Annotated in this window: 21 protein-coding genes and 4 pseudogenes; 11 read left to right on the top strand and 14 right to left on the bottom strand. The window is 60.6% G+C overall.

Annotation, left to right across the window (positions count from 1 at the left end):
* Positions 1-114: 114 nt before the first annotated feature.
* From GGQ85_RS17720 to GGQ85_RS17705, 4 genes and pseudogenes are all read right to left on the bottom strand, one after another.
* Positions 115-3,288, bottom strand: a pseudogene (locus tag GGQ85_RS17720) (efflux RND transporter permease subunit).
* 31 nt (positions 3,289-3,319) lie between these two features.
* Positions 3,320-4,225: an efflux RND transporter periplasmic adaptor subunit gene (locus tag GGQ85_RS17715; protein WP_309775657.1), complete on the bottom strand. Its 906-nt coding sequence runs from the start codon at positions 4,223-4,225 to the stop codon at positions 3,320-3,322.
* Complete coding sequence (locus GGQ85_RS17710) at positions 4,226-4,486, bottom strand: efflux RND transporter periplasmic adaptor subunit (protein WP_309775646.1); 261 nt, start codon at positions 4,484-4,486, stop codon at positions 4,226-4,228.
* A gap of 83 nt (positions 4,487-4,569) precedes the next feature.
* Positions 4,570-4,693, bottom strand: a pseudogene (locus GGQ85_RS17705) (TrbC/VirB2 family protein); the annotation flags it as partial.
* A gap of 23 nt (positions 4,694-4,716) precedes the next feature.
* On the opposite strand from GGQ85_RS17705, the pseudogene GGQ85_RS17700 reads away from it, so the two are divergent.
* From GGQ85_RS17700 to GGQ85_RS17690, 3 genes and pseudogenes are all read left to right on the top strand, one after another.
* Positions 4,717-4,806 (top strand): annotated as a pseudogene (locus GGQ85_RS17700) (phosphatase PAP2 family protein); the annotation flags it as partial.
* A gap of 20 nt (positions 4,807-4,826) precedes the next feature.
* Positions 4,827-5,050: pseudogene (locus tag GGQ85_RS17695) on the top strand (DUF3147 family protein); the annotation flags it as partial.
* A gap of 101 nt (positions 5,051-5,151) precedes the next feature.
* Positions 5,152-6,435, top strand: a complete 1,284-nt coding sequence (locus tag GGQ85_RS17690) for a cystathionine gamma-synthase family protein (protein WP_309775645.1) — start codon at positions 5,152-5,154, stop codon at positions 6,433-6,435.
* Between the two features lie 30 nt (positions 6,436-6,465).
* On the opposite strand, the gene GGQ85_RS17685 is transcribed toward GGQ85_RS17690, so the two are convergent.
* The 7 genes from GGQ85_RS17685 to GGQ85_RS17655 form a co-directional block, all read right to left on the bottom strand.
* Complete coding sequence (locus tag GGQ85_RS17685; RefSeq protein ID WP_309775644.1) at positions 6,466-6,738, bottom strand: hypothetical protein; 273 nt, start codon at positions 6,736-6,738, stop codon at positions 6,466-6,468.
* Positions 6,739-7,118: 380 nt separating this feature from the next.
* A complete protein-coding gene (locus tag GGQ85_RS17680; RefSeq protein ID WP_309775643.1) occupies positions 7,119-7,565 on the bottom strand; it encodes a universal stress protein in 447 nt (148 codons plus the stop codon).
* Positions 7,566-7,956: 391 nt separating this feature from the next.
* The gene (locus GGQ85_RS17675; protein WP_309775642.1) at positions 7,957-8,121 is read right to left on the bottom strand and encodes a hypothetical protein; all 165 of its coding nucleotides are present in this window, start codon (positions 8,119-8,121) and stop codon (positions 7,957-7,959) included.
* A gap of 17 nt (positions 8,122-8,138) precedes the next feature.
* A complete protein-coding gene (locus GGQ85_RS17670) occupies positions 8,139-8,369 on the bottom strand; it encodes a hypothetical protein (RefSeq protein ID WP_309775641.1) in 231 nt (76 codons plus the stop codon).
* A gap of 226 nt (positions 8,370-8,595) precedes the next feature.
* The gene (locus GGQ85_RS17665) at positions 8,596-9,702 is read right to left on the bottom strand and encodes an HAD-IC family P-type ATPase (protein ID WP_309775640.1); all 1,107 of its coding nucleotides are present in this window, start codon (positions 9,700-9,702) and stop codon (positions 8,596-8,598) included.
* The gene (locus GGQ85_RS17660; RefSeq protein ID WP_309775639.1) at positions 9,702-11,285 is read right to left on the bottom strand and encodes a cation-translocating P-type ATPase; all 1,584 of its coding nucleotides are present in this window, start codon (positions 11,283-11,285) and stop codon (positions 9,702-9,704) included. Before GGQ85_RS17660 ends, GGQ85_RS17665 begins: the two co-directional genes overlap by 1 nt.
* A gap of 89 nt (positions 11,286-11,374) precedes the next feature.
* Positions 11,375-13,027: a Na/Pi cotransporter family protein gene (locus GGQ85_RS17655; protein ID WP_309775638.1), complete on the bottom strand. Its 1,653-nt coding sequence runs from the start codon at positions 13,025-13,027 to the stop codon at positions 11,375-11,377.
* Positions 13,028-13,029: 2 nt separating this feature from the next.
* Here GGQ85_RS17655 and GGQ85_RS17650 point away from each other — a divergent pair, with 2 nt between their 5' ends.
* Entirely contained in the window at positions 13,030-13,323 is a 294-nt protein-coding gene (locus GGQ85_RS17650; RefSeq protein ID WP_309775637.1) for a hypothetical protein, read from the top strand.
* A 64-nt stretch (positions 13,324-13,387) separates the two neighbouring features.
* Here the strand turns inward: GGQ85_RS17650 and ppk2 are convergent, their stop codons facing one another.
* The 3 genes from ppk2 to GGQ85_RS17635 all read right to left on the bottom strand — a co-directional run bounded on the left by ppk2 (position 13,388) and on the right by GGQ85_RS17635 (position 18,574).
* The gene (ppk2, locus tag GGQ85_RS17645; RefSeq protein ID WP_079447940.1) at positions 13,388-14,248 is read right to left on the bottom strand and encodes a polyphosphate kinase 2; all 861 of its coding nucleotides are present in this window, start codon (positions 14,246-14,248) and stop codon (positions 13,388-13,390) included.
* Positions 14,249-14,366: 118 nt separating this feature from the next.
* The gene (locus GGQ85_RS17640) at positions 14,367-17,438 is read right to left on the bottom strand and encodes an efflux RND transporter permease subunit (protein ID WP_309775636.1); all 3,072 of its coding nucleotides are present in this window, start codon (positions 17,436-17,438) and stop codon (positions 14,367-14,369) included.
* Positions 17,435-18,574 carry an efflux RND transporter periplasmic adaptor subunit gene (locus GGQ85_RS17635; RefSeq protein ID WP_309775635.1) on the bottom strand — a complete coding sequence of 380 codons (1,140 nt, stop codon included), beginning with the start codon at positions 18,572-18,574 and terminating at the stop codon, positions 17,435-17,437. The genes GGQ85_RS17640 and GGQ85_RS17635 overlap by 4 nt, the downstream gene beginning before the upstream one ends.
* A 386-nt stretch (positions 18,575-18,960) precedes the next feature.
* Between GGQ85_RS17635 and GGQ85_RS17630 the strand changes: the two genes are divergently transcribed.
* The 7 genes from GGQ85_RS17630 to GGQ85_RS17600 all read left to right on the top strand — a co-directional run.
* Positions 18,961-19,428: a Na+/H+ antiporter subunit E gene (locus tag GGQ85_RS17630; protein ID WP_309775634.1), complete on the top strand. Its 468-nt coding sequence runs from the start codon at positions 18,961-18,963 to the stop codon at positions 19,426-19,428.
* Complete coding sequence (locus tag GGQ85_RS17625) at positions 19,421-19,711, top strand: MrpF/PhaF family protein (RefSeq protein ID WP_309775633.1); 291 nt, start codon at positions 19,421-19,423, stop codon at positions 19,709-19,711. Before GGQ85_RS17630 ends, GGQ85_RS17625 begins: the two co-directional genes overlap by 8 nt.
* Positions 19,708-20,001, top strand: coding sequence for a monovalent cation/H(+) antiporter subunit G (locus GGQ85_RS17620; protein WP_079447944.1), 294 nt, complete (start codon positions 19,708-19,710; stop codon positions 19,999-20,001). The genes GGQ85_RS17625 and GGQ85_RS17620 overlap by 4 nt, the downstream gene beginning before the upstream one ends.
* Positions 19,998-20,942, top strand: coding sequence for an MnhB domain-containing protein (locus GGQ85_RS17615; protein ID WP_309775632.1), 945 nt, complete (start codon positions 19,998-20,000; stop codon positions 20,940-20,942). The genes GGQ85_RS17620 and GGQ85_RS17615 overlap by 4 nt, the downstream gene beginning before the upstream one ends.
* Positions 20,939-21,304, top strand: a complete 366-nt coding sequence (locus tag GGQ85_RS17610; RefSeq protein WP_079447946.1) for an NADH-quinone oxidoreductase subunit K — start codon at positions 20,939-20,941, stop codon at positions 21,302-21,304. Before GGQ85_RS17615 ends, GGQ85_RS17610 begins: the two co-directional genes overlap by 4 nt.
* Entirely contained in the window at positions 21,279-23,057 is a 1,779-nt protein-coding gene (locus tag GGQ85_RS17605) for a complex I subunit 5 family protein (protein WP_309775631.1), read from the top strand. Before GGQ85_RS17610 ends, GGQ85_RS17605 begins: the two co-directional genes overlap by 26 nt.
* 208 nt (positions 23,058-23,265) lie before the next feature.
* A partial coding sequence (locus GGQ85_RS17600) for a transposase (protein WP_309775629.1) occupies positions 23,266-23,493 on the top strand: 228 nt, incomplete at its 3' end.

Genomic DNA, 23,493 nt, shown 5'->3' with positions numbered 1-23,493 from the left:
CCTGCAACAAAAGGGAGGCGTCTTGCTGAGAATCGTCGCGGCTACCTTGTATCCGAACCGCTCCACGTCTTCGGCGAGGCGTTTCGATGTAAACGTGCCATGACGGCGACGCGGTTATGAAGGATGTTGCGTCGTGTCGGCCGTACCGCGGCGGGAGAAAATTGACGCAATCCAGCGTACCAAAACATAGAATAACGGCGTGAACACGAGGCCAAACAGCGTAACGCCAAGCATTCCAAAGAAGACGGCGGTCCCGAGAGCCTGTCGAAGTTCGGCACCTGCGCCGGTGGCGATCACTAATGGTACGACGCCAAGGATGAACGCGATCGAGGTCATCAGGATCGGGCGAAGCCGGGTACGCGCCGCCTATACTGCTGCATCCCAGCGACTGGCGCCGTCATTCTCCGCTTGCCGGGCAAATTCGACGATGAGAATGGCATTCTTTGAGGAGAGGCCGATGAGCACCACAAAGCCGATTTGAGTGAGGATGTTGTTGTCCATGCCGCGCAACAGCACGCCGGTCACTGCCGCAAGCAGGCACATCGGCACAATCAAGATTACTGCAAGTGGCAGCAATACACTTTCGTATTGCGCGGCCAGCAATAGAAACACGAACACCACCGCAAAGCTGAATGCGACAACGGCGGTATTTCCAGCAACTTTCTCCTGCAAGGCGATCTCGGTCCATTCGAAGCCAAAGCCGGACGGCAAGTTCTTGGCGAGAATATCTTCCATAGTACCGATCGCCTGGCCGGTCGAAAACCCTGGGATCGTGGCACCTTGCACCTCTGCGGCGGGAAAGAGATTGTAGCGCGGGACGCGGTACGGCCCGGTAATGTCACGGAAAGTCGCAACCGCACCAAGCGGCACCATTTCCTCCGCGTTCGAGCGGGTCCGTAAGGCTTCCACATCGCGCGTCGAAAGCCGGAATGGGTTGTCGGCCTGCGCTGTCACCCGATAAGTGCGCCCCAGGATGTTAAAATCATTGACATAGGTCGACCCCATATAGGTCGACAGCGTGTCGAAGAAACGCGATATCGGCACACCGAGCATTTCGGCCTTCGTGCGGTCGATGTCGGCAAAAACCTGCGGCGTCGAGGCGTTGAATAACGTAAAGACCTGAATGAGCCCAGGAGTCTTATTGGCCAAGCCAGTTATCGCGTTGACGACTCGCTCAAGCGCACGGGGACCGCGACCGCCGCGATCTTGGACATACAGTTTAAAGCCGCCGCCCGTGCCGATGCCGGGGACCGAAGGTGGTGGAATGACTAGAACGAAAGCCTCGCGCAACGCTTGCATCTGCGCGCGCAGATCATCAAGGATCTTTTCAGTTTTAAGCTTATCTTTTTCCCGTTCTTCAAAAGGCTTGAGAGTGACGAAGATGACGCCGGAATTGGGAGCGTTGGTGAAAGTCGCGCCGTCGAACCCGGCGAAAGTCACGGTGTGGGCGACTCCTGGCCGTGATAAGAGACGGTCCGACGCCTTGCGCATAACGACGTCGGTGCGTTCGAGACTAGATCCCGGCGGCAAAGTGATGGCCGTGATGAAGTAGCCACGGTCCAGCGGTGGGATAAACCCAGACGGCGTGCGGGACATTTGGAAGTAGGTCAGGCCAATCAGACCGACATAGATTAGGAGCATCAACGCCACGACTCGCACGATCCGTCGTGTCAATCCCGCGTAACCGTTCGAAAGCTTCTCAAACCCATTGTTGAATACGGTAAAGAAGGCATTGAACGGTCGGCCGAAGGTCATCCAAAAGCCAGGCTTTTCCTCATGATCATGCGGTCGCAGAAACAGCGCAGCTAGCGCTGGCGATAGCGTCAATGACACGATGGCCGAGATGATCGTGGAAGACGCAATGGTGATAGCGAACTGTCGATAGAACGCGCCGGAAATGCCAGTAATGAATGCGGTGGGAATGAATACAGCGCAAAGAACCAGGGCAATTGCAACCAGTGCGCCACCCATTTCATCCATGGTTTTGTGTGCGGCGTCACGCGGGATCAGGCCCTGGCGAAGATAACGTTCGACGTTCTCTACCACGACGATAGCATCGTCCACTACGATGCCAATAGCCAAGACAAGTCCAAAGAGAGTCAGGTTATTCAGCGAGAAACCAAAGGCGGCCAACACGAAGAACGTACCGATCAGCGACACCGGAATAGCGACCACAGGAATGATCGCGGCGCGCCAGGTCTGCAAGAATAGAATGATGACGAGTACTACAAGAACCAGTGCTTCGAACAAGGTCTTGATCACCTCGTGAACTGATTGCTCGATGAATTGGGTGGTGTTGTATGCGATGCGGTAGCTAAGACCGGGGGGAAAATTCTTCGCAAGGTCGTCCATCGTCGCGATTACAGCGGCTGCGGTCTTGAGCGCATTTGAGCCGGGACGCTGGTAAATGCCGACTCCGGTTGCGACCTTGCCGTCAAGATAAGCGTTCGTGGTGTAAGTATAAGCGCCCAGTTCCACACGGGCGATATCCCGCACGCGCGTCACCCGGCCGTCCTGATCCGTCGCGACAATGACGTCGCTAAACTGCTCCGGACTAGAGAGCCGACCCAATGTCTGCACCGCCAGCTCGAATCCAACCGGCGACTTCGCAGGCGGCTGATTGATGGCGCCAGCGGCAACCTGAATATTAGCGCCGCGCAATGCGGTGATCACATCGCTCGCGGTCAAACCGCGCGATTGCACTTTGGCCGGATCAAGCCAAATGCGCATGGAATAGTCACGCGCGCCGAACACGATCGTATCACCAACCCCGTCGACCCGGGTTAGCACGTCTTTAATATTGATAGTCGCGTAGTTCGAGATATACGCTTGGTCGAGCGTGCCATCGGGCGAAATCAAATGAATCACCATCATCAGGTCAGGTGACTTCTTTTTGACGGTTACGCCGATACGCTGCACCTCTTCCGGCAAACGCGGCAACGCGATCGAGACTCGATTCTGCACCAAGACCTGCGCGTCGTCGATATTTGTACCGGGTTTGAAGACTACGTTAATCTGTGTCGTGCCGTCGCCCGTCGATTGCGACACCATATAGATCATGTTGTCGACGCCGTTGATCTCCTGCTCTATTGGCGAAGCCACCGTATCCGCCGCGATATCTGCCGCGGCGCCAGCATACGTCGCCGTCACCTGGATAGTGGGCGGAGCGATTTCAGGATATTCGGTAATAGGAAGCGCGCGAAGAGCGATCGCGCCGACAAGCGTCAGGATAATTGAAAGCACGCTAGCGAAGATTGGTCTGTCGATGAAGAAATGAGAAAAGCGCATTCGAACCTCACCACCCCGCGCTGAGCGACGCTTATTTCGCGGCGGCCTTGATCGTTCCGTCCTCGGCCTCGACCTTTTGTCCGGGCCGCGCGCGGGCTAAACCTTCGATCACGATACGGTCATTTGGCGCAAGGCCCGAGCGAACGACGCGCAGTCCATCGACGATCGGGCCCAGTTCTATTTTCTTGACGCCAACCGTGCCGTCTTCAGCGACCGCGAATACGATCTTGCTCGCCTGATCGGACACGATCGCGCTATCCGGAATCAGGAATGCTTCGCTGTTGCCGCCGTACAGCCGCAGCCGTCCAAAAAAACCAGGCGTCAGCAATCCATCCTTGTTATCGAAGATGGCACGACCGCGAATCGTACCTGTCTTCGGGTTAATGGCGTTATCGACGAAATCCATTCGGCCCGTGTGCTTGAAATCAGTCTCGTCGGCGAGACGAACGGCAACCGGGTTCTCCACGTCGCGCGACGATCGTCGCCCTCCGGATGCGGCGAGACGCAGGTAGTGCAGAAGATCAGATTCGCTGCCCTCGAATATGAAGTGAATGGGATCAAGCGAAACAATTACGGTCAGCAACGTCGCCCCGCTCTGCCCACCCGTGATTAGATTTCCGGCATCGACGCGCCGATCGGAAATACGCCCGGCTATGGGGGCGCGGACCTCGCTCCATTCGAGGTTGAGTTCGGCTTGTTTGAGCGCAGCTTCTGCCGCGCCAACTCCGCCTGCGGCCTCGCGCTGCGTGGACCTTCGCGTGTCGAACTCACGCGCGGTTAAGGTCTGATGGCTGATTAGCGGCGTCCCCCGCTCCACGTCGGCCGTGGCGATATCAAGCTTGGCTCGCGCACGTTCGAGATCGGACTTAGCCTGATCGACCGCGAGTTTATAGGGCCGCTGGTCGATCACGAACAGGAGATCACCTTCTTTGACAATCTAACCGTCCTTAAAATGAATAGAATCTATGAAACCGGAGACGCGTGCACGAACAACGACTGTCTTCAGCGCCTCGAACCGGCCAGTGTATTCATCCCATTCGGTAATCGACTTCTGAATTGGTTTCGAAACGGTGACGGATGGCAGCGGAGGACGATTGGTGCTCGCCGCCGGCTTGGTGTCACAACCGGAAAGCAAGCCGGCCAGCAACAAGACAATTATTAAAAATGGAGCTCGTACCATCAGAGCCGCCTCCAACACGCGTCAGTCCTTGAGAGTGTTTCGAAATACTGTAGTGAAAGCGAGTCCATTTTCAATTTGTTCATTCTGCACTAACGACCCCGGCGGCGGAAGTCGCCCGAGGTGTCGCCGAAGGCCAGCGTCAGGCTAGTGACGATGATGATTGATGATTACCGCGATGATCTTCGCGACCTGCCCTTCGATCGACTGGAGGATCTTCTGGAGCGGCCATTTTCCTGCGGCATCGATAAGGTCATCTCCATGGCATCCCGTTGTCCGGAGACAGTCTCGACGCATTTCCGTCGGGCCATGCGGTTCACATGGGCGCGCTCGCTTCGGCCACCTCGCGGGGGCGGACATCCTGACCGAATATATTCTTCGATCTATTGCCGGCGGCCTCTTTGTCTCGCTGTTCGTCATCATCGGAGACGTTGTTCGACCGAAGAGCTTTGCGGGACTGTTCGGCGCCGCTCCCTCTGTCGCGCTTGCCACTCTCGGCATCGCCTGGGCTCAACACGGCTCCCATTATGCCGGCGTTCAGGCGAGCTCATGATTTTGGGAGGCATTGCTTTGCTGTGCTACAGCGACGGGGGCATGCTCTCCGCGGAAAAGGGGCCAATCTCTCAGGCACTCCCGCTCAAATTCTGCCAAACTCACTCCGGTGAATGCAAAAATCGAGACGGTCCATGGTAAAGCCCTTTCCTTCGAAGACCCACATCGGCAACCATCAGCTGCATCCGGAAACGCTGATGCTGAACTACGGGTACGATCCGCAATTATCGGAAGGCTCCGTCAAGCCCCCCGTCTTCCTGACGTCGACCTTCGTCTTCAGGACCGCCGAGGACGGACAGGACTTCTTCGATTACGTCTCCGGACGTCGCGAGCCGCCCGAGGGAAGTGGCGCAGGCTTGGTCTATTCGCGCTTCAACCATCCCAACAGCGAAATCGTCGAAGACAGGCTCTCTATCTACGAGGGCGCCGACAAGTGCGCGCTGTTTTCATCCGGCATGTCCGCGATAGCGACCACCATTCTCGCGTTCGTGCGTCCGGGCGACGTGGTCCTTCATTCCCAACCGCTTTATGGCGGGACCGAGACCCTCTTCGCCAAGACGCTTGCGGGTTTGTCCATCGGCGCGGTTGGGTTCGCCGATGGGGTCGACGAAGCCTCGGTCAGCGCGGCGGCGGAGGATGCCATGCGCAAAGGTCGGGTAGCCATGATCTTCATCGAGACGCCTGCGAATCCAACGAACGGCCTGGTCGACATCGCTATGGTGCGTCGCATCGCCGATATGATCGGTCAGGCGCAGGGTCATACGCCGCTCGTCGCCTGCGACAACACGCTGCTTGGCCCGGTTTTTCAGCGGCCCATTGAACACGGCGCGGACATCTCCCTGTACTCCTTGACCAAATACGTCGGCGGCCATTCTGACCTCATCGCAGGCGCCGCACTCGGCTCGAAGACCGTCATCAAGGACGTGAAGGCTTTGCGTGGAGCCATCGGCACACAGTTGGAAGCGCACTCCTGCTGGATGCTCAGCCGATCACTGGAGACACTGAGCATCCGGATGGTGAAAGCCGACTCGAACGCGCGGCTCGTCGCGGACTACCTGCGCGACCACGCCGGGGTAGCCAAAGTACACTACCTCGGTCACCTCGACGAGAACTCGTCGGCCGGCCGGCTCTATAAGCAGCAATGCACTGGCGCCGGCTCCACGTTCTCATTCGACATCGTGGGCGGCAAGGCCGCCGCGTTCAGATTTCTCAATGCGTTGCAGATTTTCAAACTCGCCGTCAGCCTCGGCGGCACGGAGTCGCTCGCAAGCCTGCCCGCGAGCATGACGCACTCCGGCGTACCGGCCGACGTCCGGCAGAGGATAGGGATTCTCGATTCCACAATCCGGCTCTCGATCGGCATCGAGCATCCGGACGATCTGATCGCGGATGTCGCTCAAGCCCTGGACGCGCGATAACCGCGGGCTGCAATTCATTCGGACGACCGATCATAGAATGGTCGTGAGCTCATAAATCAACACGGCCGCTCCGAGACAGCGCCGCCAGGGGTTTACCCCGCGGACAATCTCATCGATTGCCCAAACGATGAGACCACCCCTAAAGACAATTTCTAAAGCAAAGCGTGGGCTGCCAGGTTCAGGCCAAATCCAAAGCAGAACGCCCGCTACGATGACCACCCACAAAGCGAGATTGGGCGCTTGGACGATCGTGACCTCGCCCGTTTCACGATTTCGGAAGAACCACAGCAAGAAATTGCGCAATTGCTTCCCCTTAAATAGCGATGCTCTCTCCCTCACGATACGCTGGATGCTTCAGTCAGCACTTCCAGATGGCATTAAATCGTTCGATATCAAGTGTGATAATGACGTCGCACTTATGAGACATCCGCTCGTCGATGATTGTCGTGCACGGAGAACCTCGTAAGGTGCCTTTCGTCGTACCGAAAGGGCGCTGCTTGCGCGGTACCTTCATGTCCTCATCAAGCCAGTGATCAATCGTCAAAACAAACGCATCCAGCTTAGGCCACCGGGTCGGTGACTGCCACCCGGCTTCGCGAAAAACGGAAAGTGGCACTGGCCCGGTCGTAGCGAACCTGCGCACCCCGTCGAAATCGGCGGGGTGTGCGTCGCCGGCCGCCGATCTAGTGGACCACAAGAACCGGAATATGCGCAGTAGCAACAACCTCGGCAGTCTGGCTGCCCAAAAGGACCCTCTTGATCCCACGGTAACCATGGGAGGCCATGACGATCAGGTCGCACCCCTGCATCTTCGCCGCGTCAACGATAGCTGCGGCCGGTAAGGCATTCGGGATATGGAGTGTCTCGACCGTCAGTCCCATTTCTTCCGCCGCCGCTTTCGCTGCGGAAAGGATAGCTTGTGCATGCCGTGTGTTGGCATCTTTAAGCCGATCCGGGTCCATTCCCGCCATACCCCATCCGCTTGCGCTGATGGAAGGAACTGGAAATGGCTCCGTCACAGTGATGATTGTAACCTTGCTGCCGTTTTCGTCGGCCAGCGACAAGCCATGGTCAACACCTTTCTGCGCCAGTTCGGAGCCGTCAGTGGAAATGAGAATGTGAGTGTACATGGTGCCGCTCCGCACTCGGAAATCCTGCTACGATCATAGCAATCATATCTGACCTCAACAAGGAGCCGCTGTGCCGGCCGCTACGTTGTCGCAGTTTGACAACGCGCAATGCAATACCATTGTCTTTTGCTACGGCCTCGTGCGCTTGCGTGTGTGGCCTTGAACCTTTTCACGGGTTCGATCGTCTCATTATCGCTGGGGATTTCAGGGCCCAGTGCGTATCAGCCAAAGCAAAAACCGTCGGCGCGGAGATTCGCCGACGGTTTTGGGGTGGGACAAAGGGGATTGCTAACCTGTCCGAGCTGGACGATACGTGGCGGATCAGACCAAATTTAGGCGACACATAACGACCCAGCCGGCAGCGGGCGGACTTTGTCGTGCTGATCCGTTGCTACTTCACCACCTTGAGGCCGCGAAAGCCCGCCTGGATTCGCCTGACGGCACCGACAGCGTCCGCCTCGTCGGATAGGGTCAATATCTGATCTTGAACCGGTCGCGGATTTCGAAGCTTTCCGAAATCGAGAGCATCCGTGAGCGCCTTCTCAATGTCCAACATCAGCTTGATATCCAAGACTACCTTGACGAGAACGTCGGCATTGGCAGCAACCCCAGTTGAGGTTGCAACTCGATGACCATCCAGGCTGTTAAAGGCCGAGCCTGAGATACACTTGTTTCAGCGGTAGTAGCCACGCCGGAAATGATATGCTCAGCCTCGCGGCGGCTTTCGCAGATCAAGAGGTCTTTACCTTTGGCCTGCACGACATACTGCTTTCCCGTCTTGTGGATCGAATATTGCTGCATCATGATCGGAATCGCAGATTCACGATGAAGCTTGACCTGAGGTCGATCAAGCTAAACGGAAACCCTCCACTGTCTCTGCAACCTCTGACGACCAGTCATATATTTGAAATTCGTCCGGCAGATGCTGGGCCGCAGCGAGAATGCGTCAGAGCCCCTAATTCCACGAAAAATCACAGTCGTACGAACTCGCTCGGCGTCAAGTTGCCGAGCGAGGTGCCTGCGGGATGCGTCAACGAGACGTTGCGGCTTTTCTTAGCGCGGGACTGGATCTGACAATGAACTTCTCGATCTCCACCACGAGGAAAAAGACGATTCCCCCGGTAACCAGCCAAAGCCAGGCGGACTGTGGCAGCGCTTCGGTGTCGAAGATTGCGTGAAACGGCGGCGCATAGGTGAACAGAAGCTGCAGCACCACGACCACGCCAATTCCGTACCAAAGATAGGGATTGCCCATATGGGCGCGCACCGACAGGGAAGAGTCGAGCAAATAGCGGCTGTTGAGCAGGTAAAAGATCTGCCCCATCGTGATGGCGTTGACGGCGACCGTGCGCGCCAACGGATCAGAGGCGCCCTGCGCCTTCATCCAGAAGAACGCCGCGAGCGTATAGAGCACGAGCGCCGCGCCAACGAAAAGAATCCGCCATATCCCGAATCCGGTGACAATCGGCCGATCCATTGTGCGCGGGGTCCGCAACATCACGTCCGCCTCATGCGGCTCGAAGGAAATGGCGAGTCCGAGGGCGACGGATGTGACCATGTTCACCCACAGCACCTGCGGGGCGGTGATCGGCAAGGTAAAGGCAAACAGAATCGCGACCGCGATCACCGCGCCCTGGGCGACATTGGTCGGCAGCAGGAAAAGCATCGCCTTCTCGATATTGTTGTAGACGGTGCGACCCTCCTTCACTGCCGCCGAGATCGAGGCGAAATTATCGTCGGCGAGAATCATCCCAGCAGCTTCCTTCGTTACCTCGGTGCCCTTGATGCCCATGGCCACGCCGATATCTGCCTTCTTGAGCGCCGGAGCATCATTCACGCCGTCACCGGTCATGGCGACGATCTGTCGGTTGGCCTGGATCGCCTTCACAAGCCGTAGCTTGTGCTCCGGGCTTGCACGGGCGAAGACGTCCACGTCGCGCACACACTCCTGCAAGGCCGCATCGTTCATGGCCTCGATCTCGGTGCCAGCAACAGCGGTCGTGCCATCGCCGATGCCGAGCATTTTCGCGATGGCTGCCGCGGTGATCTTATGGTCGCCGGTGATCATCGTCACCCGTATGCCGCCGCCGTGACATTCCCTGACGGCGTCGATCGCCTCCTTGCGCGGCGGATCCATCAGTCCCACGAGGCCAGCAGGATTAGATTTCTGGGAAGGTCCTCAGCCTTGAGGTTGCCTGCGGCCAGGGCGGGGGCGGGCAGCCAGGCGAGCCCCAGCACGCGCTCGCCCTGCGCGGCAAGCCGATCGCCCTCCCGCATGAAACGGCCGCGGTCGAGGGGCTCCAGAGCGTCCGCCGTCTGCTGCCGGTCGCAGTGATCGAGGATCACCTCCGGCGCGCCCTTCACGAGCAGCATCTCGCCGCCGGCCCCCCGGTTGAAGGTGGCCATGAACTTATGTTCGGATTCGAAGGGAATCCCGTCGATCCGTGGCGCAGCAGCGGTTTCCGCCGCACGGTCCATGCCGAGCTTGGCGGCGAAGGGATAGAGCGCGCCCTCGGTCGGGTCGCCCTCGACCTTCCACTTGCCGTCGTCCTGGAAAATTTCGGCATCGTTGCACAGCAGCGATACGCGGCCCATCAACACCAGCGTCTCGGGTGTGTCGTCGACCGGCTGACCGTTCGCCTTGACCTCACCCTCGGGCGCGTAGCCATCTCCAGTGACTTCATAGGCTTCGCCTGCCGTGACTACGGAGGTCACCATCATCTCCATCAGCGTCAGCGTACCCGTCTTGTCCGAGCAGATACGGGAGACTGACCCGAGGGTTTCGACCGCCGGAAGACGACGGATGATGGCGTTGCGTTCGGCCATGCGCTGTACGCCAATGGCGAGCGTGATAGTAATCAGCGCCGGCAGCCCCTCCGGGATCATCGAAACGGCAATGCCGACGACGGCCTGGAACAGCTCGACGAAGGTCTTATGACCGAGCCAATGGCCCCAGGCGAAGAGCAGAACGCCAACAACGGCGATAGCTGCGGTGATGACGTAGCCGAATTTCTTGATCTGACGCAGCAGGGGCGTTTCGAGCACCTGCACGTCTGCGAGCATCTGGTTGATGCGGCCGAGCTCCGTCTCGCCGCCCGTCGCCACGACGATGCCGGTCCCTCGGCCCGACACGACCATGGTGCCGGAGAACGCCATGTTCTCGCGATCCCCGACGGTCGCCTTGGCGGCGACCGGTGTGGTGACCTTCTCGGCAGGAACGGATTCGCCCGTCAGCGCCGCTTCCTCCGTGCGAAGATTCTTGGCGTCGAGAAGGCGCATGTCCGCCGGAATCCTGTCGCCCGATTCCAGAAGCACGACATCGCCCGGAACGAGATCCTCCGCCGGGATCACGCGGGTTTCTCCGGCGCGCACCACGCGGGCCTCAGCGGAGAGCATGTTGCGGATGGAATCGAGCGCCCTTTCCGCCCGTCCCTCCTGCAGGAAACCCAGGAGCCCATTGAGAATGACGACCGCGAGGATGATGGAAGCGTCGAGCCACAGACTCAGCATGAGCTTCACGAAGCCCGCTGCGAGCAGGACATAGATGAGGATGTTGTTGAACTGGGCGAGGAGCCGCATCAGCGGTCCCTGTTTTTTGCCTTGAGGCAGGCGGTTCGGCCCTTGGCTCCGTACGGCTGTCTCGGCCGCATCAAGGCCAAGCGCGCGGTCGACACGCAGTTGCCTTTCGACCTCCTCGGCCGGCATCGCGTGCCACGGCATCGATGCTGTCCCTAAAAACGTGACATCGCCTGAGTGCATGCTGGTTTTCTCCGGTTGCGATGTGTTCTGGTGTGGAAGCCTCGCGCGGCTCAGGCCGTTGCCTTCGCTCGAGGGCCGGCACGGCCGAGAAGATGTGACGCCGAGCGCCAGGCGTGGTGTACGATCCGGTCGATCCGGCGCGCGGCGTCAATCCGGGTGAAGGCTTCGGTTGCGGTCAGTTCGCCCGGCGCCACGGCGGCGAGGGTGGCGGCGCGGTGATCGCGCTGCATGGCGTCAAGCGCGGTCGACGCCTTTTCGGCCTCGGCAAGAGCTGCGGCGACCTCGGCCGACGCCGCCCATCCGATCGGCTCTGCCTGCACGGTGAGAGCGGATTCGGCGGTGATGGATGCGCTTATCGTCTGCGTGGCCCGCATTGCCTGCTTGCAAAGCGCGGTCGCGCGCGGATCATGCGAGGCTCTAGGCCCTGTCCCTGCGGGCTCGCTGTCCCCGAGAATCTCGATAAGCCGCGAGGCGTGCTCGAGCGCGTGCAAGGTGCTCGTCATGCGGTGCCGCTCGGCTTCCGTCTGGGGCGGATCGTTCATACCCGAAAGGAATTCCCGAACCTGCTCAAGCGTGGCGGCCGCCGCCGCGATACCCTGCGGGGTTCCGCCGGAGGCGGCCGAAGCGGCCGTTGTCCCAAGGATATCCGCCACGACGCGCCGGGCGGTCTCGACGGCGATCACCGGATTGGAGAGCGCGCTCGGATCCAGCGCGCACTCCAGCGCGGTTTCCTTCGACGGCAAGAGCCGTTCCACGACGCGCGTAAACCACTGCGTTGCGGGGAGCAGCACCGCAACGCCGACGACGTTGTAGGCGGTGTGGTAGGCGGCAAGGAGCGTCGTCCCATCGACAGACGAGTTAAAGCGCGTCATCAACGCCACCGTCAGCGGGAAGGCGAGGATTGCGATAAGTGCCGCGATGAGCTTGAACAGCACATAAGCGAGGGCGAGACGTTTGGCCGTCACGTTCGCGCCGAGCGCGGCCATAGCCGAACTCGTCGCCGTTCCGATGTTCTGCCCGATGATCAGAGCGATGCCCTGTTCCAGGCTCACCGCCCCGGCGTAGAAGGCCGCGATGGTGACGGCGATGGCTGCCGTGGAGGACTGCATGACCGCTGTCATGGCGAGGCCGACAACGATCAGGATGAAAAGGCCTCCCCAACCGGCCGCCCAACTGATCCCCGGCATGCCGATCACTGCCGGGAGGTCGGACGGGTGCAGGCTCTCTGCAAGGCCGCCCATGCCCTGCTGGAGTGTGGTCAGTCCATAAAGCACCAGTGCGAAGCCTGCGAGCGCGCTGCCTGCCGACGCGATCCGTCCGCTGGCCAGCAGCTTGGTCAGAGCGCCGACGAAGATCAACGGCAGCGCGTAGGCCGAAAGCGAGACGCGCACACCGATCAGTGCCACCAGCCAGCCCGTGCCGGTTGTGCCGACATTGGCGCCGAACACCAGGCCAAGCCCTTGCGGGAAGGTCAGCAGCCCGGCGTTGACGAGACCGATCGTCGTCATGGTCACCGCGCTCGACGACTGCACCAGCAGGGTTATGATTCCGCCCCAGAAGGCGCCCGAGAGCGGTGTAGCCGCCGCTTTGCCAAGCACGGTTCGCAAGGAGGATCCTGCCAGCGCCTTCAATCCATCGGTCATGACAGTCATGCCGAGCAGGAACAGTCCGACACCCCCAAGAATGGCAATCGCGGTCAACATGGATGGACCGCGCCTATTTTTGTTGCTTGAGTTCCATCCGCGCCACGGCAAAATCCTTCATCTACTCCGGCGAGACGTTGGGGTATTCGAGGTTGAGATCGTCCACGACCTCGACGGCGGTGGCAACGACGAGACGCGTGAATCATTTGCTGTCGGCGGGCACCACGAACCAGGGCAAAGCCTTCGAGGCGGTCGCACGGCGAGCGTTCTACTGCCTTTTTGGCCTCTTTGAGGGCAGCTTCCTTCCGAATTTGCGTCGCACTCGGGATGAGATCGTCGATACCGGACATGGCTGATGACTCCTAGAAGTCTCCGGGAAAAAAGGGGTCAAATATGGTACTGACTCGCAAAGGCTCCTCTTCAGAATTTCTTCTTGATCTTCATGCGGCTGAGGTCGGGCTCGTCGTATCCATTTGACTTCTGCCGCTTTGGCAGCCTGACCTTCCCGAGCTCCATCTCCTCGTAAGGCATAAGGCTGAGAAAGTGCGCGATAATATTGAGCCGCGCACGGCGCTTGTCGTCGGCGTCCACCACATGCCAGCGGGCTTGCGGCGTGTCGGTGGCCGCGAACATCGCATCGCGGGCGCGCGAATAATCGTACCATCGCCTGTGGGATTCGAGATCCATAGGGCTGAGCTTCCAGGTCTTTCTCGGATCAGTGACGCGTGCCTTGAAGCGTTTCGTCTGCTCGTCCGGGCCGACCTCCAGCCAATATTTGACGAGACGCAAACCGGATTCAACGAAGTCACGCTCCCAGGCGGGGCATATGCGCAAAAAGCGCTCATACTGCTCGTCTGTGCAGAAGCCCAACACCCGCTCGACACCCGCCCGATTATACCAGCTGCGGTCAAAGATCGTGATCTCGCCGGCTGCGGGGAAATGCCGAATATAACGCTGGAGATAGATCTCGCTCTTCTCCCGCTCGGTCGGCGCGGGCAGAGCTACTACGCAAAATGTCCGCGGGCTCACGCGCTCGGTCAGCGCCTTGATGACGCCGCCCTTGCCGGCAGCGTCGCGGCCCTCGAACACCACCACGATGCGCTCGCCGCTCTTCCTCACCCAATTCTGAAGCTTCACCAACTCGCCCTGAAGGAGCTTCAGCGTTTTTTCATACGCATCGCGGGAGAGCTTCTGCGCCGATTCGGGTCGCGCCGCCGACACCAACGGTTCTGCCGCAACCGGGTTTTCGGAAGCCTCCTTCTTCGTCTTACGCTTGGTCATCTCTGTCTCCGCCTTGGCTGCTCCCTACAAATCCCTCACCGACTGCGCGATCACAACGTGCAGGCGGTCCACAGTTTGGATACCGAGTCTTTCCAGTGCGAGGCGCACGCGCTGGTGCTCATCCTTCCTGCGGTTTGCGCGATGCGGGATTGTCGGTCCTCTCGGGCGCGCCGAACCACGCGACATAAAGCGTCGGCAAGAACACGAGCGTCAGGACCGTTGCAACCAGCAAGCCGCCCATGATCGCGAATGCCATCGGTCCCCAGAACACCGTCGGCGCGATTGGAATCATGCCAAGCACGGTCGATACGGCGGTCAACATGATCGGCCGAAACCGGGAGCTGCTGGCGTCAACCGCTGCCTCCCACGGCGACTTGCCCATGGTGCGTTCGGCGTCGATCTGACCGATTAGAATAACCGCGTTCTTGCTGATCATGCCGAGAAGCGCGAGCACACCGAGAATCGCGACAAAGCCTAGTGGCCTGCCGGACAGCATCAACGCTGCAACGACACCGATTAGGCCGAGCGGCGCCACGCTCAGAACCATGAACAGTCTCGGAAAGCTCTGGAGCTGCACCATGAGGACCGTAAACATGACGAACAGCATCACGGGCACCACGGCTAGCACGGATGCCTGCGACTTCTGGCTCTCCTCAACCGTGCCGCCCACGACCACGTTGTAGGGCTGAGGCAGCGTCTTCTTGAAGTTCTCGATCGCCGGCGACAACGACGTGACGATGCTTTCCGGCAACTTGTCGCCGATGATCGCAGCCTGGACCGTCAGGGTCGGGATGCGGTCCCGCCGCCAGATGAGTGGGAACTCCTGGTCATATTCAAAGGAAGCAAACTGGCTGAGAGGAACGGTTTGTCCGCCTGGCAACGCCACTTGCAGATTGCGTAGGCCATCAAGCGAAACCCTCTGCTCGTCGGTCGCGCGCGCCACCACGTTGACCAGATAGATATCGTCGCGGACCTGGGTGATGGGTGTGCCCGTGATGACTGCGTTCAGGACGGTCGCGATCGCCTGCGAGCTGAGACCGAGAAGACGCGCTTCGTTCTGGTCGACGCGGATCCGCACCTGCCGATCGGGCTCCATCCAGTCGAAATTCATCTGCTTGGTGTCCGGACTGGACGCAACGATCTGTCCAACCTTGAGCGCAATCTCGCGTATCCGTTCCACGTCGGGCCCACTGACCCGATACTGGATCGGCCATCCAACCGGTGGTCCAAGCTCGAGCGGCGAAACGAACGCAATGGCCTTAGGGAATTCCTGCGCCAGCAGCTTTTCGAGCTTGGAATGCAAGCGTTCCCGTGCGGCAACGTCCTTCGCGATCACCACGGTCTGCGTGAAGAAGTCGTTCGGGAGCTGGACGTTGAGGGGCAGATAGAAGCGAATGGCGCCGCGTCCGACATAAGTGCTCCATCGCGCCACATCGGGATCGGCCGCAAGCACGGCATCCAGGCGCTTCGCGGCAGCCTCGCTCGCGTAGATCGAAGCGTTCTGCGGCAGGCTGACATCGACCAGCAGTTCCGGACGATCCGACGACGGAAAGAACTGCCGCGGGATCAATGGCATCGCGAGGACGGAGGCAACGAAGAGCGCCACCGACATCGCGATCGTCAGCCACTTGGCGCGCATCGCGAACGTCAGGAAGCTCCGGTACATACCGAAGATCCTGCCCTGATCCGCCGACCTGCTCTGCTTGGGCGGAACGAGGATCGCAGCGCCAAGCAGTGGCGTGAAGATGACCGCAACGAACCAGGACACCAGCAGCGCGATCGTAACCACGGCGAAGAGCGAGAATGTGTATTCGCCGGCCGAGCTTGCCGCAAAGCCCACCGGGATGAAGCCCGCGATCGTCACCAGCGTGCCCGCGAGCATCGCCATCGCATGGGTCCTGTACGCGAAGGTTGCCGCCTCGATCTTGCTGGCGCCCTCCGCCAGTTTGGTGAGCGTCGCGTCGGTCGTCGTCATCGCATCGTCGACCAGCAATGCAAGCGCAATGATCAGCGCGCCAAGCGATATTCGCTGCATGTCGATGCTGAGCAGGCCCATGATCGGAAACACGATCGCCAGCGTGAACGGTATGGCGAGCGCGATGATCAAGCCCGGTCGCACGCCGAGGCTGATGAAGCTCACGACCATAATGATGGCGATCGCCTGAATCAGCGAGACCATGAACTCGCGGATGGCGTGGTCGACCACGACGGGCTGGTCCGCGACCAGGCTTGGCTCGATTCCGATCGGGAGCTCTGCAGTGATCTGCGCCATTGCCTTTGTGACGTTGGCACCAAGCGCAAGGACATCCCCGCCATCTCGCATGGCGATTGCGAGCCCTATTGCCGACTTACCGTTGACCCGAAACATCGGATGGGGCGGGTCGGTGTATCCGCGCCGCACCCGCGCAATATCGCTCAAGCGAAGCATGCGCCCGCCCGCGGAGAAGTTGATGTCGGCTATGTCATGCTCGGACTGGAAGCTGCCCGACACACGAATCGAGATGCTTTCCGCACTCGTCTCGATCGTTCCCGCAGGACGCACGATGTTTTGCGACTGGAGCGCCGCAATGAGGGCGGACCGATCGACTCCGAGGGCCGCAAGCTCTTTGGTAGAGTACTCGACGAAGATCACCTCGTCCTGCTCGCCCAAGAGCTCGATCTTCGATACGTCAGGCACGAGAAGCAGCTTTGAGCGGATATCCTCGACCTGGTCGCGCAGCTCACGCTGGGAAAATCCGTCGCTGGTAAAGCCGTAGATGATGCCGAATGTATCGCCGAATTCGTCATTGAACCCGGGCCCGATCACACCGGCGGGTAGCGTATGACGCATGTCACCGATCGACTTGCGCACGTGGTACCAGGTGTCGGCGACCTCTTTCGCGTTTGCGCTCCCGTTCAGATTCACGAAGACGGTCGAGATCCCCGCTCTCGTGAAGCTTCGCAGGAAGTCGAGATGCGGTGTCTCCTGCAGGCGACGTTCGAGACGCTCTGTCACCTGCTTCATGGTGTCTTCCACGGATGCGCCGGGCCAGGCGGCCTGGACGACCATGGTCTTGATGATGAAGGCGGGATCCTCGTTGCGGCCCAGCTTGAAATAGGACAGCGCACCGGCAACCACCGCGATGATCATCATGTAGACGACAAGCGAGCGGTGCTTCAGCGCCCAATCAGAAAGATTGATTCTGTTCATTGCTCTGACCCGAGAACGCGGACCTTCTGACCCGGATGAAGCGCCTGGACGCCGGCGGTGACGACGATCTCACCGGTATCAAGCCCCTGAGAAATGACCACTTGAGCTTCATCGAACCGAAGCACGTCCACGTTGCGCACCGCGACGGTATTGGTAGCCGGATCGACGATCCATACTGCGGGGCGCTGGTTCATCCTGGTCAGGGCGGACGATGGAATATCGATCATCGGCCCCGCACTCGTGCTCACTCGCCCGACGACCGTCGCGCCCAGCCGCATCGCCGGCGGGGGGTCAGTTAGACCGACCCTGACCTCGAAGGTCCGCGTCATGGCGTTGGCCTGCGCGGCGATCTCCCGAATGCGCCCTTTCGCGTTTATTGTCGGATCATCAGCCAGGCTGACTTCGACCTCCGGATCGGCGGATGCCGACCTGACCAATTGAGAGGGGACGTCGAAGACCGCATCGCGGCCGTCTTGCCGCGCGATCCTCGCAATCATCTGCCCGACCTGGACCACCTCGCCAGCCCCCGGGCCGGTTGCGGTTATCACGCCGGGCGCATCGGCCGTCAGTTCGGTGAAGCTAACGAGATCATGCGCGGCACTTAGTTGCGCTTCCGCCGCGTCAACCTGCGATTGCGCGGTTTGCTGCGCCTGGGTCGCAACATCGAAATTGGCACGCGTTGTCCAGCCCTGCGCCAGGAGCGTCTCCTGACGGTTGAAGTGATTGCGCGCCTGCGTCAATTGCCCCTGGGCCGCAGCAAGAGCTGCCTGGGCCTGACGGAGCCCATTCAGCTCGTTCTGCGGCTCCAATCGCGCCAGCACCTGGCCTGCTTTGACCCTGTCGCCAATCTTGGTCTCGTTGTTCAGCAGCCGCCCGGAGATTCGGAATGCAATGTTCACTTCATCCTCAGCTTCGATCCGTCCGGAAAACGTCAGGGGTGTCGTGACCTTGCGCTTTTCCACGGTCGACGTGCGCACTATTCGCGGAGCGGGTGTGTCATTCTTAGCCTCTTCTCTCCCGCAGGCTCCCAGCGTCAACGCACATGTTGCTACCACGAGTGCCATCGTCGGGATTTGGTAGGGGATCGTTCGAGCGCCGCGCGTAACCATGATGAGCCCTTCCGGTTCCGGAAACATGCCATGCGGTCTCCCGAGGCCCGACGGCATCCGCGGTACTTTCCGCGGCAGTTTGCCGGTAGTCTTCCCGAAATGAACGACCTCGCCCATTGGTAAATCTACCGATGGCACCGGATGCAATCGTGGTCAGCCGCGGGACGCAGGTCATCGGACGCTGACGCGCACCCGCAAGGCATCAGGGTCTAGGAAATTCCTGAGGCTTGATCAGGCAATCACCTGATATCCCTCCTTCCAATCGATGGCGCATAGTGGGCAAAGGTCCAGATGGGATATTGACCCAGGCTGGTGTTAAGGTCGCGAGGTCACTCGACGTAACTTTGACGCCGAGTGCTGAGACCACTGGGTCGACGCGATCACCGAGACGCCGGAAATGGAGCTGAAGACGCATGGGGTTACACGCGGCTTTCCGAGCGGCATGGTTCCTCTGCCTCTGGCTCGTGCTTGCGGGAGCTGATCCTGCAGACATTCCTGCCGCGATCGTCGCGGTCACCGCCGCGACCTGGACGAGCTTGCGACTGCTCGAGCCCGGCACATCGCGGCGCTCGCTTGGCGCCATCTTCCAACTGGCAGTGCTCTTCCTGTACCATTCCATCGTGGCCGGAGCGGACGTGGCAAGGCGCGCCCTCGATCCCCGGCTGCCCCTGCGCCCGGGATTTGTCGGCTATCCAACCAGCCTGCCGCGTGGCATGCGCCGCAACGTATTTACAACGCTTACCAGCCTGCTGCCCGGCACGGTTCCGGCCGGAGATGAGGACGGACAGCTCATCTATCACTGCCTCGACGTTGAACAGCCCGTGGCTGCAGAGCTTGCTGCGGAGGAAGCGGCCTTGGTTCGAGCGCTCTACAATGACTGAGTTCCTGACTGCCGCGGTCGGCTTCATTCTGGCCTTGCTGGCGCTCGGGCTGGTGTCGATTCTGCGCGGGCCGGGAGATGCTGACCGCATGATGGCGACGCAACTGATCGGGACCGGAGGTATTGCAACGTTGCTGCTGCTCGGCACCATCACCGCCGTACCGGCGGCAATCGACGTAGCGCTGACCTTGGCGCTTCTCGCCACCTTCGCATCCATCGCGTTCGTTAAGAAGGGGCTCTCCCGCTTCGAAGCCGATGGCGCCGCATCGACGGAGGATGAATGAGCGTCGTACTCGACATGATGACGGTGGCGGCGGTGACGGCGGGCGCGTTCTTCTTTTTGGCCGGCACAATCGGCCTGCTTCGCTTTCCCGATACGCTGACGCGTCTCCACGCGCTTACCAAAGCGGATAATCTCGGCCTTGGCCTCGTTGTGCTCGGGTTGCTACCGCAGGCAGGGAGTGTTCGCGACGGGTTGAAACTGGTCAGCATCTGGTTACTCGTGCTGCTCGCGGGTGCGACGGTCTCGCAGCTGATCGCGCGCGCTGCGCGCCAAGGCGAATCGCACAGATGAGCATCACGACCATCTTCGAGATCCTGCTCGCCGCGGTGGTGCTGGGGCTCGGCATCTGGACCATCGCCGTGCGCGAGACCTTTTCGGCGACGGTGGGTTTCGTCACTTACGGACTGCTGGTCGCACTGATCTGGGTACGGCTTGAAGCCGTCGACGTGGCGCTGACTGAGGCCGCGATCGGCGGAGGGCTCGGCGGCGTATTGCTGTTGGGCGCGGCCGCCCGGTTGCGGAATGCCGACCTGGTGGCAGGGGAAGCGCCGGGCAAACTGCTGCGCGTGAGCGCGGCTGTGTTATCGGGGCTCACGGCCGCTGCGCTGGCCGGAGCGGTCCTGCTCCTACCCGATCCCGCTCCAACGCTTGCGCCAACCGCTCTAGCTAATTCCTGGGCGACGAGTCTGACCAACCCTGTCACCAACGTGCTGATGGCGTTTCGCGCCATGGATACCATGCTCGAGAAAGTCGTGCTCTTGCTGGCCATCATCGGCGTCTGGTCGCTTGCACCTGACATCGCCTGGGGAGGCCATCCTGGGCCGCGTCACCAGGCGGATCCGCGTGGCATCCTCGCGTTTCTCGCGCGCCTGTTACCGCCGGTCGGCATTGTCGTCGGAATCCATATCTTCTGGACCGGTGCCAACCATCCCGGCGGAGCTTTCCAGGGTGGCGCGATTCTCGCGTCCATGTGGCTGCTGGTCATCATGGCCGGGCTAATCGACACGCCACCTGTAAGCCGCCGATGGCTACGGTTCATCCTTATTGCCGGGCCAAGCCTGTTCCTGGTCGTCGGCCTTGGGGGACTCTGGTTCGGCACCGCATTCCTTTCTTATCCGCCGTCGATGGCCAAGCCACTGATCCTTGGAATCGAGGTCGCGATGATCCTGACGATCGCAGCAACCCTCGGCCTGCTGCTTGCTGGCGCGCCGGAACGGAATGCGAAGCCATGAGCGCAGTGACCGTGTTCGGATTGTGTGCCGCAGCCGCGGTCGGACTTGGGCTCTATGGCCTGATCACCAATCCGCAGCCACTTCGCAAGATCATCGCCTTCAATCTGCTCGGCAGCGGCGTATTCCTTCTGTTCGGCATCGTTGGACGACGGGGTGCTGCGGCGAGCATCGGCAGCGACCCGGTACCGCAGGCCCTGGTGATCACGGGCGTCGTCGTCGCGTTTTCCGCAACCGCTTTGGCGATCGCGCTGCTGCTGCGGTTGTTCCAAACAACAGGCTCCACGACGTTACGCATTGGCGCCTCGCCGGGCGAGGCTCCGACCCGTCCGGTGGCTGATGCTGCCTCCCGCCCCTGCGCTTGACGCCATGACGACCACGAGCGGTTTCCTGCTGGTGCTGTCGATCATCGTCCCGATCGCAGGCGTCTTGCTGGCCTTCGTTTTGGGCGACCGCTACGTCAAGCTGGTCGCCTGCGGGATTGTCCCGCTCGCGTCGGCGATTGCAATGGCAATCCTCTTCGCGCTTCCGCAGAGCAACGGCCCCCTCGTTTATCTGCTCGGCGCCTGGCCGCCGCCACTCGGAGTAGCGCTGCGTGCGGACGGATTGTCGGCAGTGATGCTCGCTGCGACCGCAGTCGTAATCTCAGGGGTCGCTGTCTTTGCTGCTCCCGATTTCTCACCAGCTTCGACCCAAGCCCGCACGCCATTCGCGTTCTGGATCTTGCTGCTGGCGATCTGGGCGGCGCTGAACACGATCTTCCTGGCTGGAGACCTCTTCACACTCTACGTTGCCCTGGAACTGTTGACATTCGCCGCGGTGCCGCTGGTTTCACTCGACGGCCGCGCCGAGACGCTGCGCGCCGCGATGCGGTATCTGCTCTTCGCGTTGCTAGGCTCGGTTCTCTACTTGATGGGCACGGCACTCATCTATGGTCTCTACGGCACGCTCGATATCGTGCTGTTGTCGCGTCGCGTCAGCGCAGAGCCGATCTTGCTCGTCGCAGCCGCGTTAATGACCACGGGTCTTCTGGCCAAGACCGCGCTATTCCCGTTGCACCTTTGGTTGCCGCCTGCCCACGCCGGCGCGCCGGCGGCCGCCAGTGCGATCCTGTCCGGCCTAGTGGTGAAAGGATCTTTCTTCATCGCCGTTCGGATCTGGTTCAACGTTATGCCTGGCCTGCCTGGCTTCGCCGCCACACAGTTGCTCGCCGCGCTGGGAGCCGCTGCGATCGTGTTCGGGAGCGTCGTGGCGCTGCGGCAGGAACGCCTCAAGCTCCTGATCGCTTATTCGACCCTGGCCCAGATCGGGTATCTCTTCCTGATGTTTCCGCTCGCGTTCGATGCCGCCGGCCGTTTTCAGAATGGTGGCGCCCTGGCTGGCGGTCTGCTTCAGGCCTTCTCTCACGCCACCGCGAAGGCCGCGATGTTCATGGCCGTCGGATCGATCTACGCATCGCTCGGCCACGATCGCATCATGGGGCTGCGCGGCGCGGCAAGGGCTCTGCCCCTGAGTGTTCTGACCTTCGCGCTGAGCGGCATTGCGCTGATGGGCGTACCGCCGAGCGGCGCGTCCCTTGCGAAGGACCTACTACTCCGGTCTGCCGCGGGCAACGGCCAGTGGTGGTGGGAAATCGTGCTCCAGACGGGGGGGATGTTTACGGCCGCCTATGTCGTGCTGGTTCTGGCTTACGCGCTCGCTCCCTCGGACAAGCCGATCGCCTTGGCTGGCCCCACGCCGCTCATTCGGGACGCGGCGCCGCTTGTCCTGGCGCTTTGCTCGCTATTGTCGGGCCTCGTGCCTTGGGGGCCATATCTACCGATCCCGCACGACATAGGATCATACCTCCCAAGCCTCGGGACGCTTTCCAAATTGCTTTTCCCTGTCCTGGGAGGCGCGATCCTGGCGATCCTCCTCAGCCCCTGGCCGCATGCACTCGGGTCGTCGACCGCCCGGAACACCCTCGCGACAGTTGTCGGTCCATTCCGACGCGGCTGCCTTGCCTTTGGCACTCTCGTCGAAAAGGGCAACGAGACTCTTTGCCAATGGCCTGCGGCAAGCATCTCCCTTCTCCTGCTGGCGCTGATGTTTGGCGCGTTGATGCTCGCGGCCATTTGAGAAGGCGGACACGTGATCTCCAACGACACGCGGATCGTCCCGATCGGAGGATCAGGAACGTTCATCCCCGCGCCGGAGCTGGGATGTCCCGCAAACGAACCCTCGACTAGCACTACTTTGGCAGATTTATTAGATGGATCGTCTCAACAGGATTCTCGAATCACGTTTTCAATGATTCATGGGTGGTCGGCTTTTTGGAGAGCTGACCATGGTTGAGACGACGTCGAGGTGGGAAGACGAGCTTGGACGCTGGCTTAAGCCATTTCTGGATCGTTTAGGTCACAAGGCCCGGCGGCGGATGTGTCCGCTGTATGTTTCGGGGCTAATTGGACCGGGCGATCGAAAGAGCGTCCAACCGATGGCGGCGCGGCTGGCGCCGGGCGACTACGACCGGTTGCATCATTTTATCGCTGATGGTGTCTGGGATGCGGCACCA

The sequence above is a fragment of the Nitrobacter vulgaris genome (assembly GCF_031453995.1).
Taxonomy (GTDB): domain Bacteria; phylum Pseudomonadota; class Alphaproteobacteria; order Rhizobiales; family Xanthobacteraceae; genus Nitrobacter; species Nitrobacter vulgaris.
This window is presented reverse-complemented; position numbering and strand designations above follow the sequence as displayed.

Excerpts from the sequence above, each read along its gene's own strand:
- GGQ85_RS17690 (WP_309775645.1), top strand. The coding sequence starts at position 5,152 with ATGGTAAAGCCCTTTCCTTCGAAGACCCACATCGGCAACCATCAGCTG.
- GGQ85_RS17680 (WP_309775643.1), bottom strand. The coding sequence starts at position 7,565 with ATGTACACTCACATTCTCATTTCCACTGACGGCTCCGAACTGGCGCAG.
- GGQ85_RS17675 (WP_309775642.1), bottom strand. The coding sequence starts at position 8,121 with ATGTTGGACATTGAGAAGGCGCTCACGGATGCTCTCGATTTCGGAAAG.
- GGQ85_RS17670 (WP_309775641.1), bottom strand. The coding sequence starts at position 8,369 with ATGATGCAGCAATATTCGATCCACAAGACGGGAAAGCAGTATGTCGTG.
- GGQ85_RS17665 (WP_309775640.1), bottom strand. The coding sequence starts at position 9,702 with ATGGATCCGCCGCGCAAGGAGGCGATCGACGCCGTCAGGGAATGTCAC.
- GGQ85_RS17660 (WP_309775639.1), bottom strand. The coding sequence starts at position 11,285 with ATGCCGTGGCACGCGATGCCGGCCGAGGAGGTCGAAAGGCAACTGCGT.
- GGQ85_RS17655 (WP_309775638.1), bottom strand. The coding sequence starts at position 13,027 with ATGTTGACCGCGATTGCCATTCTTGGGGGTGTCGGACTGTTCCTGCTC.
- GGQ85_RS17650 (WP_309775637.1), top strand. The coding sequence starts at position 13,030 with ATGGACCGCGCCTATTTTTGTTGCTTGAGTTCCATCCGCGCCACGGCA.
- ppk2 (WP_079447940.1), bottom strand. The coding sequence starts at position 14,248 with ATGACCAAGCGTAAGACGAAGAAGGAGGCTTCCGAAAACCCGGTTGCG.
- GGQ85_RS17640 (WP_309775636.1), bottom strand. The coding sequence starts at position 17,438 with ATGAACAGAATCAATCTTTCTGATTGGGCGCTGAAGCACCGCTCGCTT.
- GGQ85_RS17635 (WP_309775635.1), bottom strand. The coding sequence starts at position 18,574 with ATGTTTCCGGAACCGGAAGGGCTCATCATGGTTACGCGCGGCGCTCGA.
- GGQ85_RS17630 (WP_309775634.1), top strand. The coding sequence starts at position 18,961 with ATGGGGTTACACGCGGCTTTCCGAGCGGCATGGTTCCTCTGCCTCTGG.
- GGQ85_RS17625 (WP_309775633.1), top strand. The coding sequence starts at position 19,421 with ATGACTGAGTTCCTGACTGCCGCGGTCGGCTTCATTCTGGCCTTGCTG.
- GGQ85_RS17620 (WP_079447944.1), top strand. The coding sequence starts at position 19,708 with ATGAGCGTCGTACTCGACATGATGACGGTGGCGGCGGTGACGGCGGGC.
- GGQ85_RS17615 (WP_309775632.1), top strand. The coding sequence starts at position 19,998 with ATGAGCATCACGACCATCTTCGAGATCCTGCTCGCCGCGGTGGTGCTG.
- GGQ85_RS17610 (WP_079447946.1), top strand. The coding sequence starts at position 20,939 with ATGAGCGCAGTGACCGTGTTCGGATTGTGTGCCGCAGCCGCGGTCGGA.
- GGQ85_RS17605 (WP_309775631.1), top strand. The coding sequence starts at position 21,279 with ATGCTGCCTCCCGCCCCTGCGCTTGACGCCATGACGACCACGAGCGGT.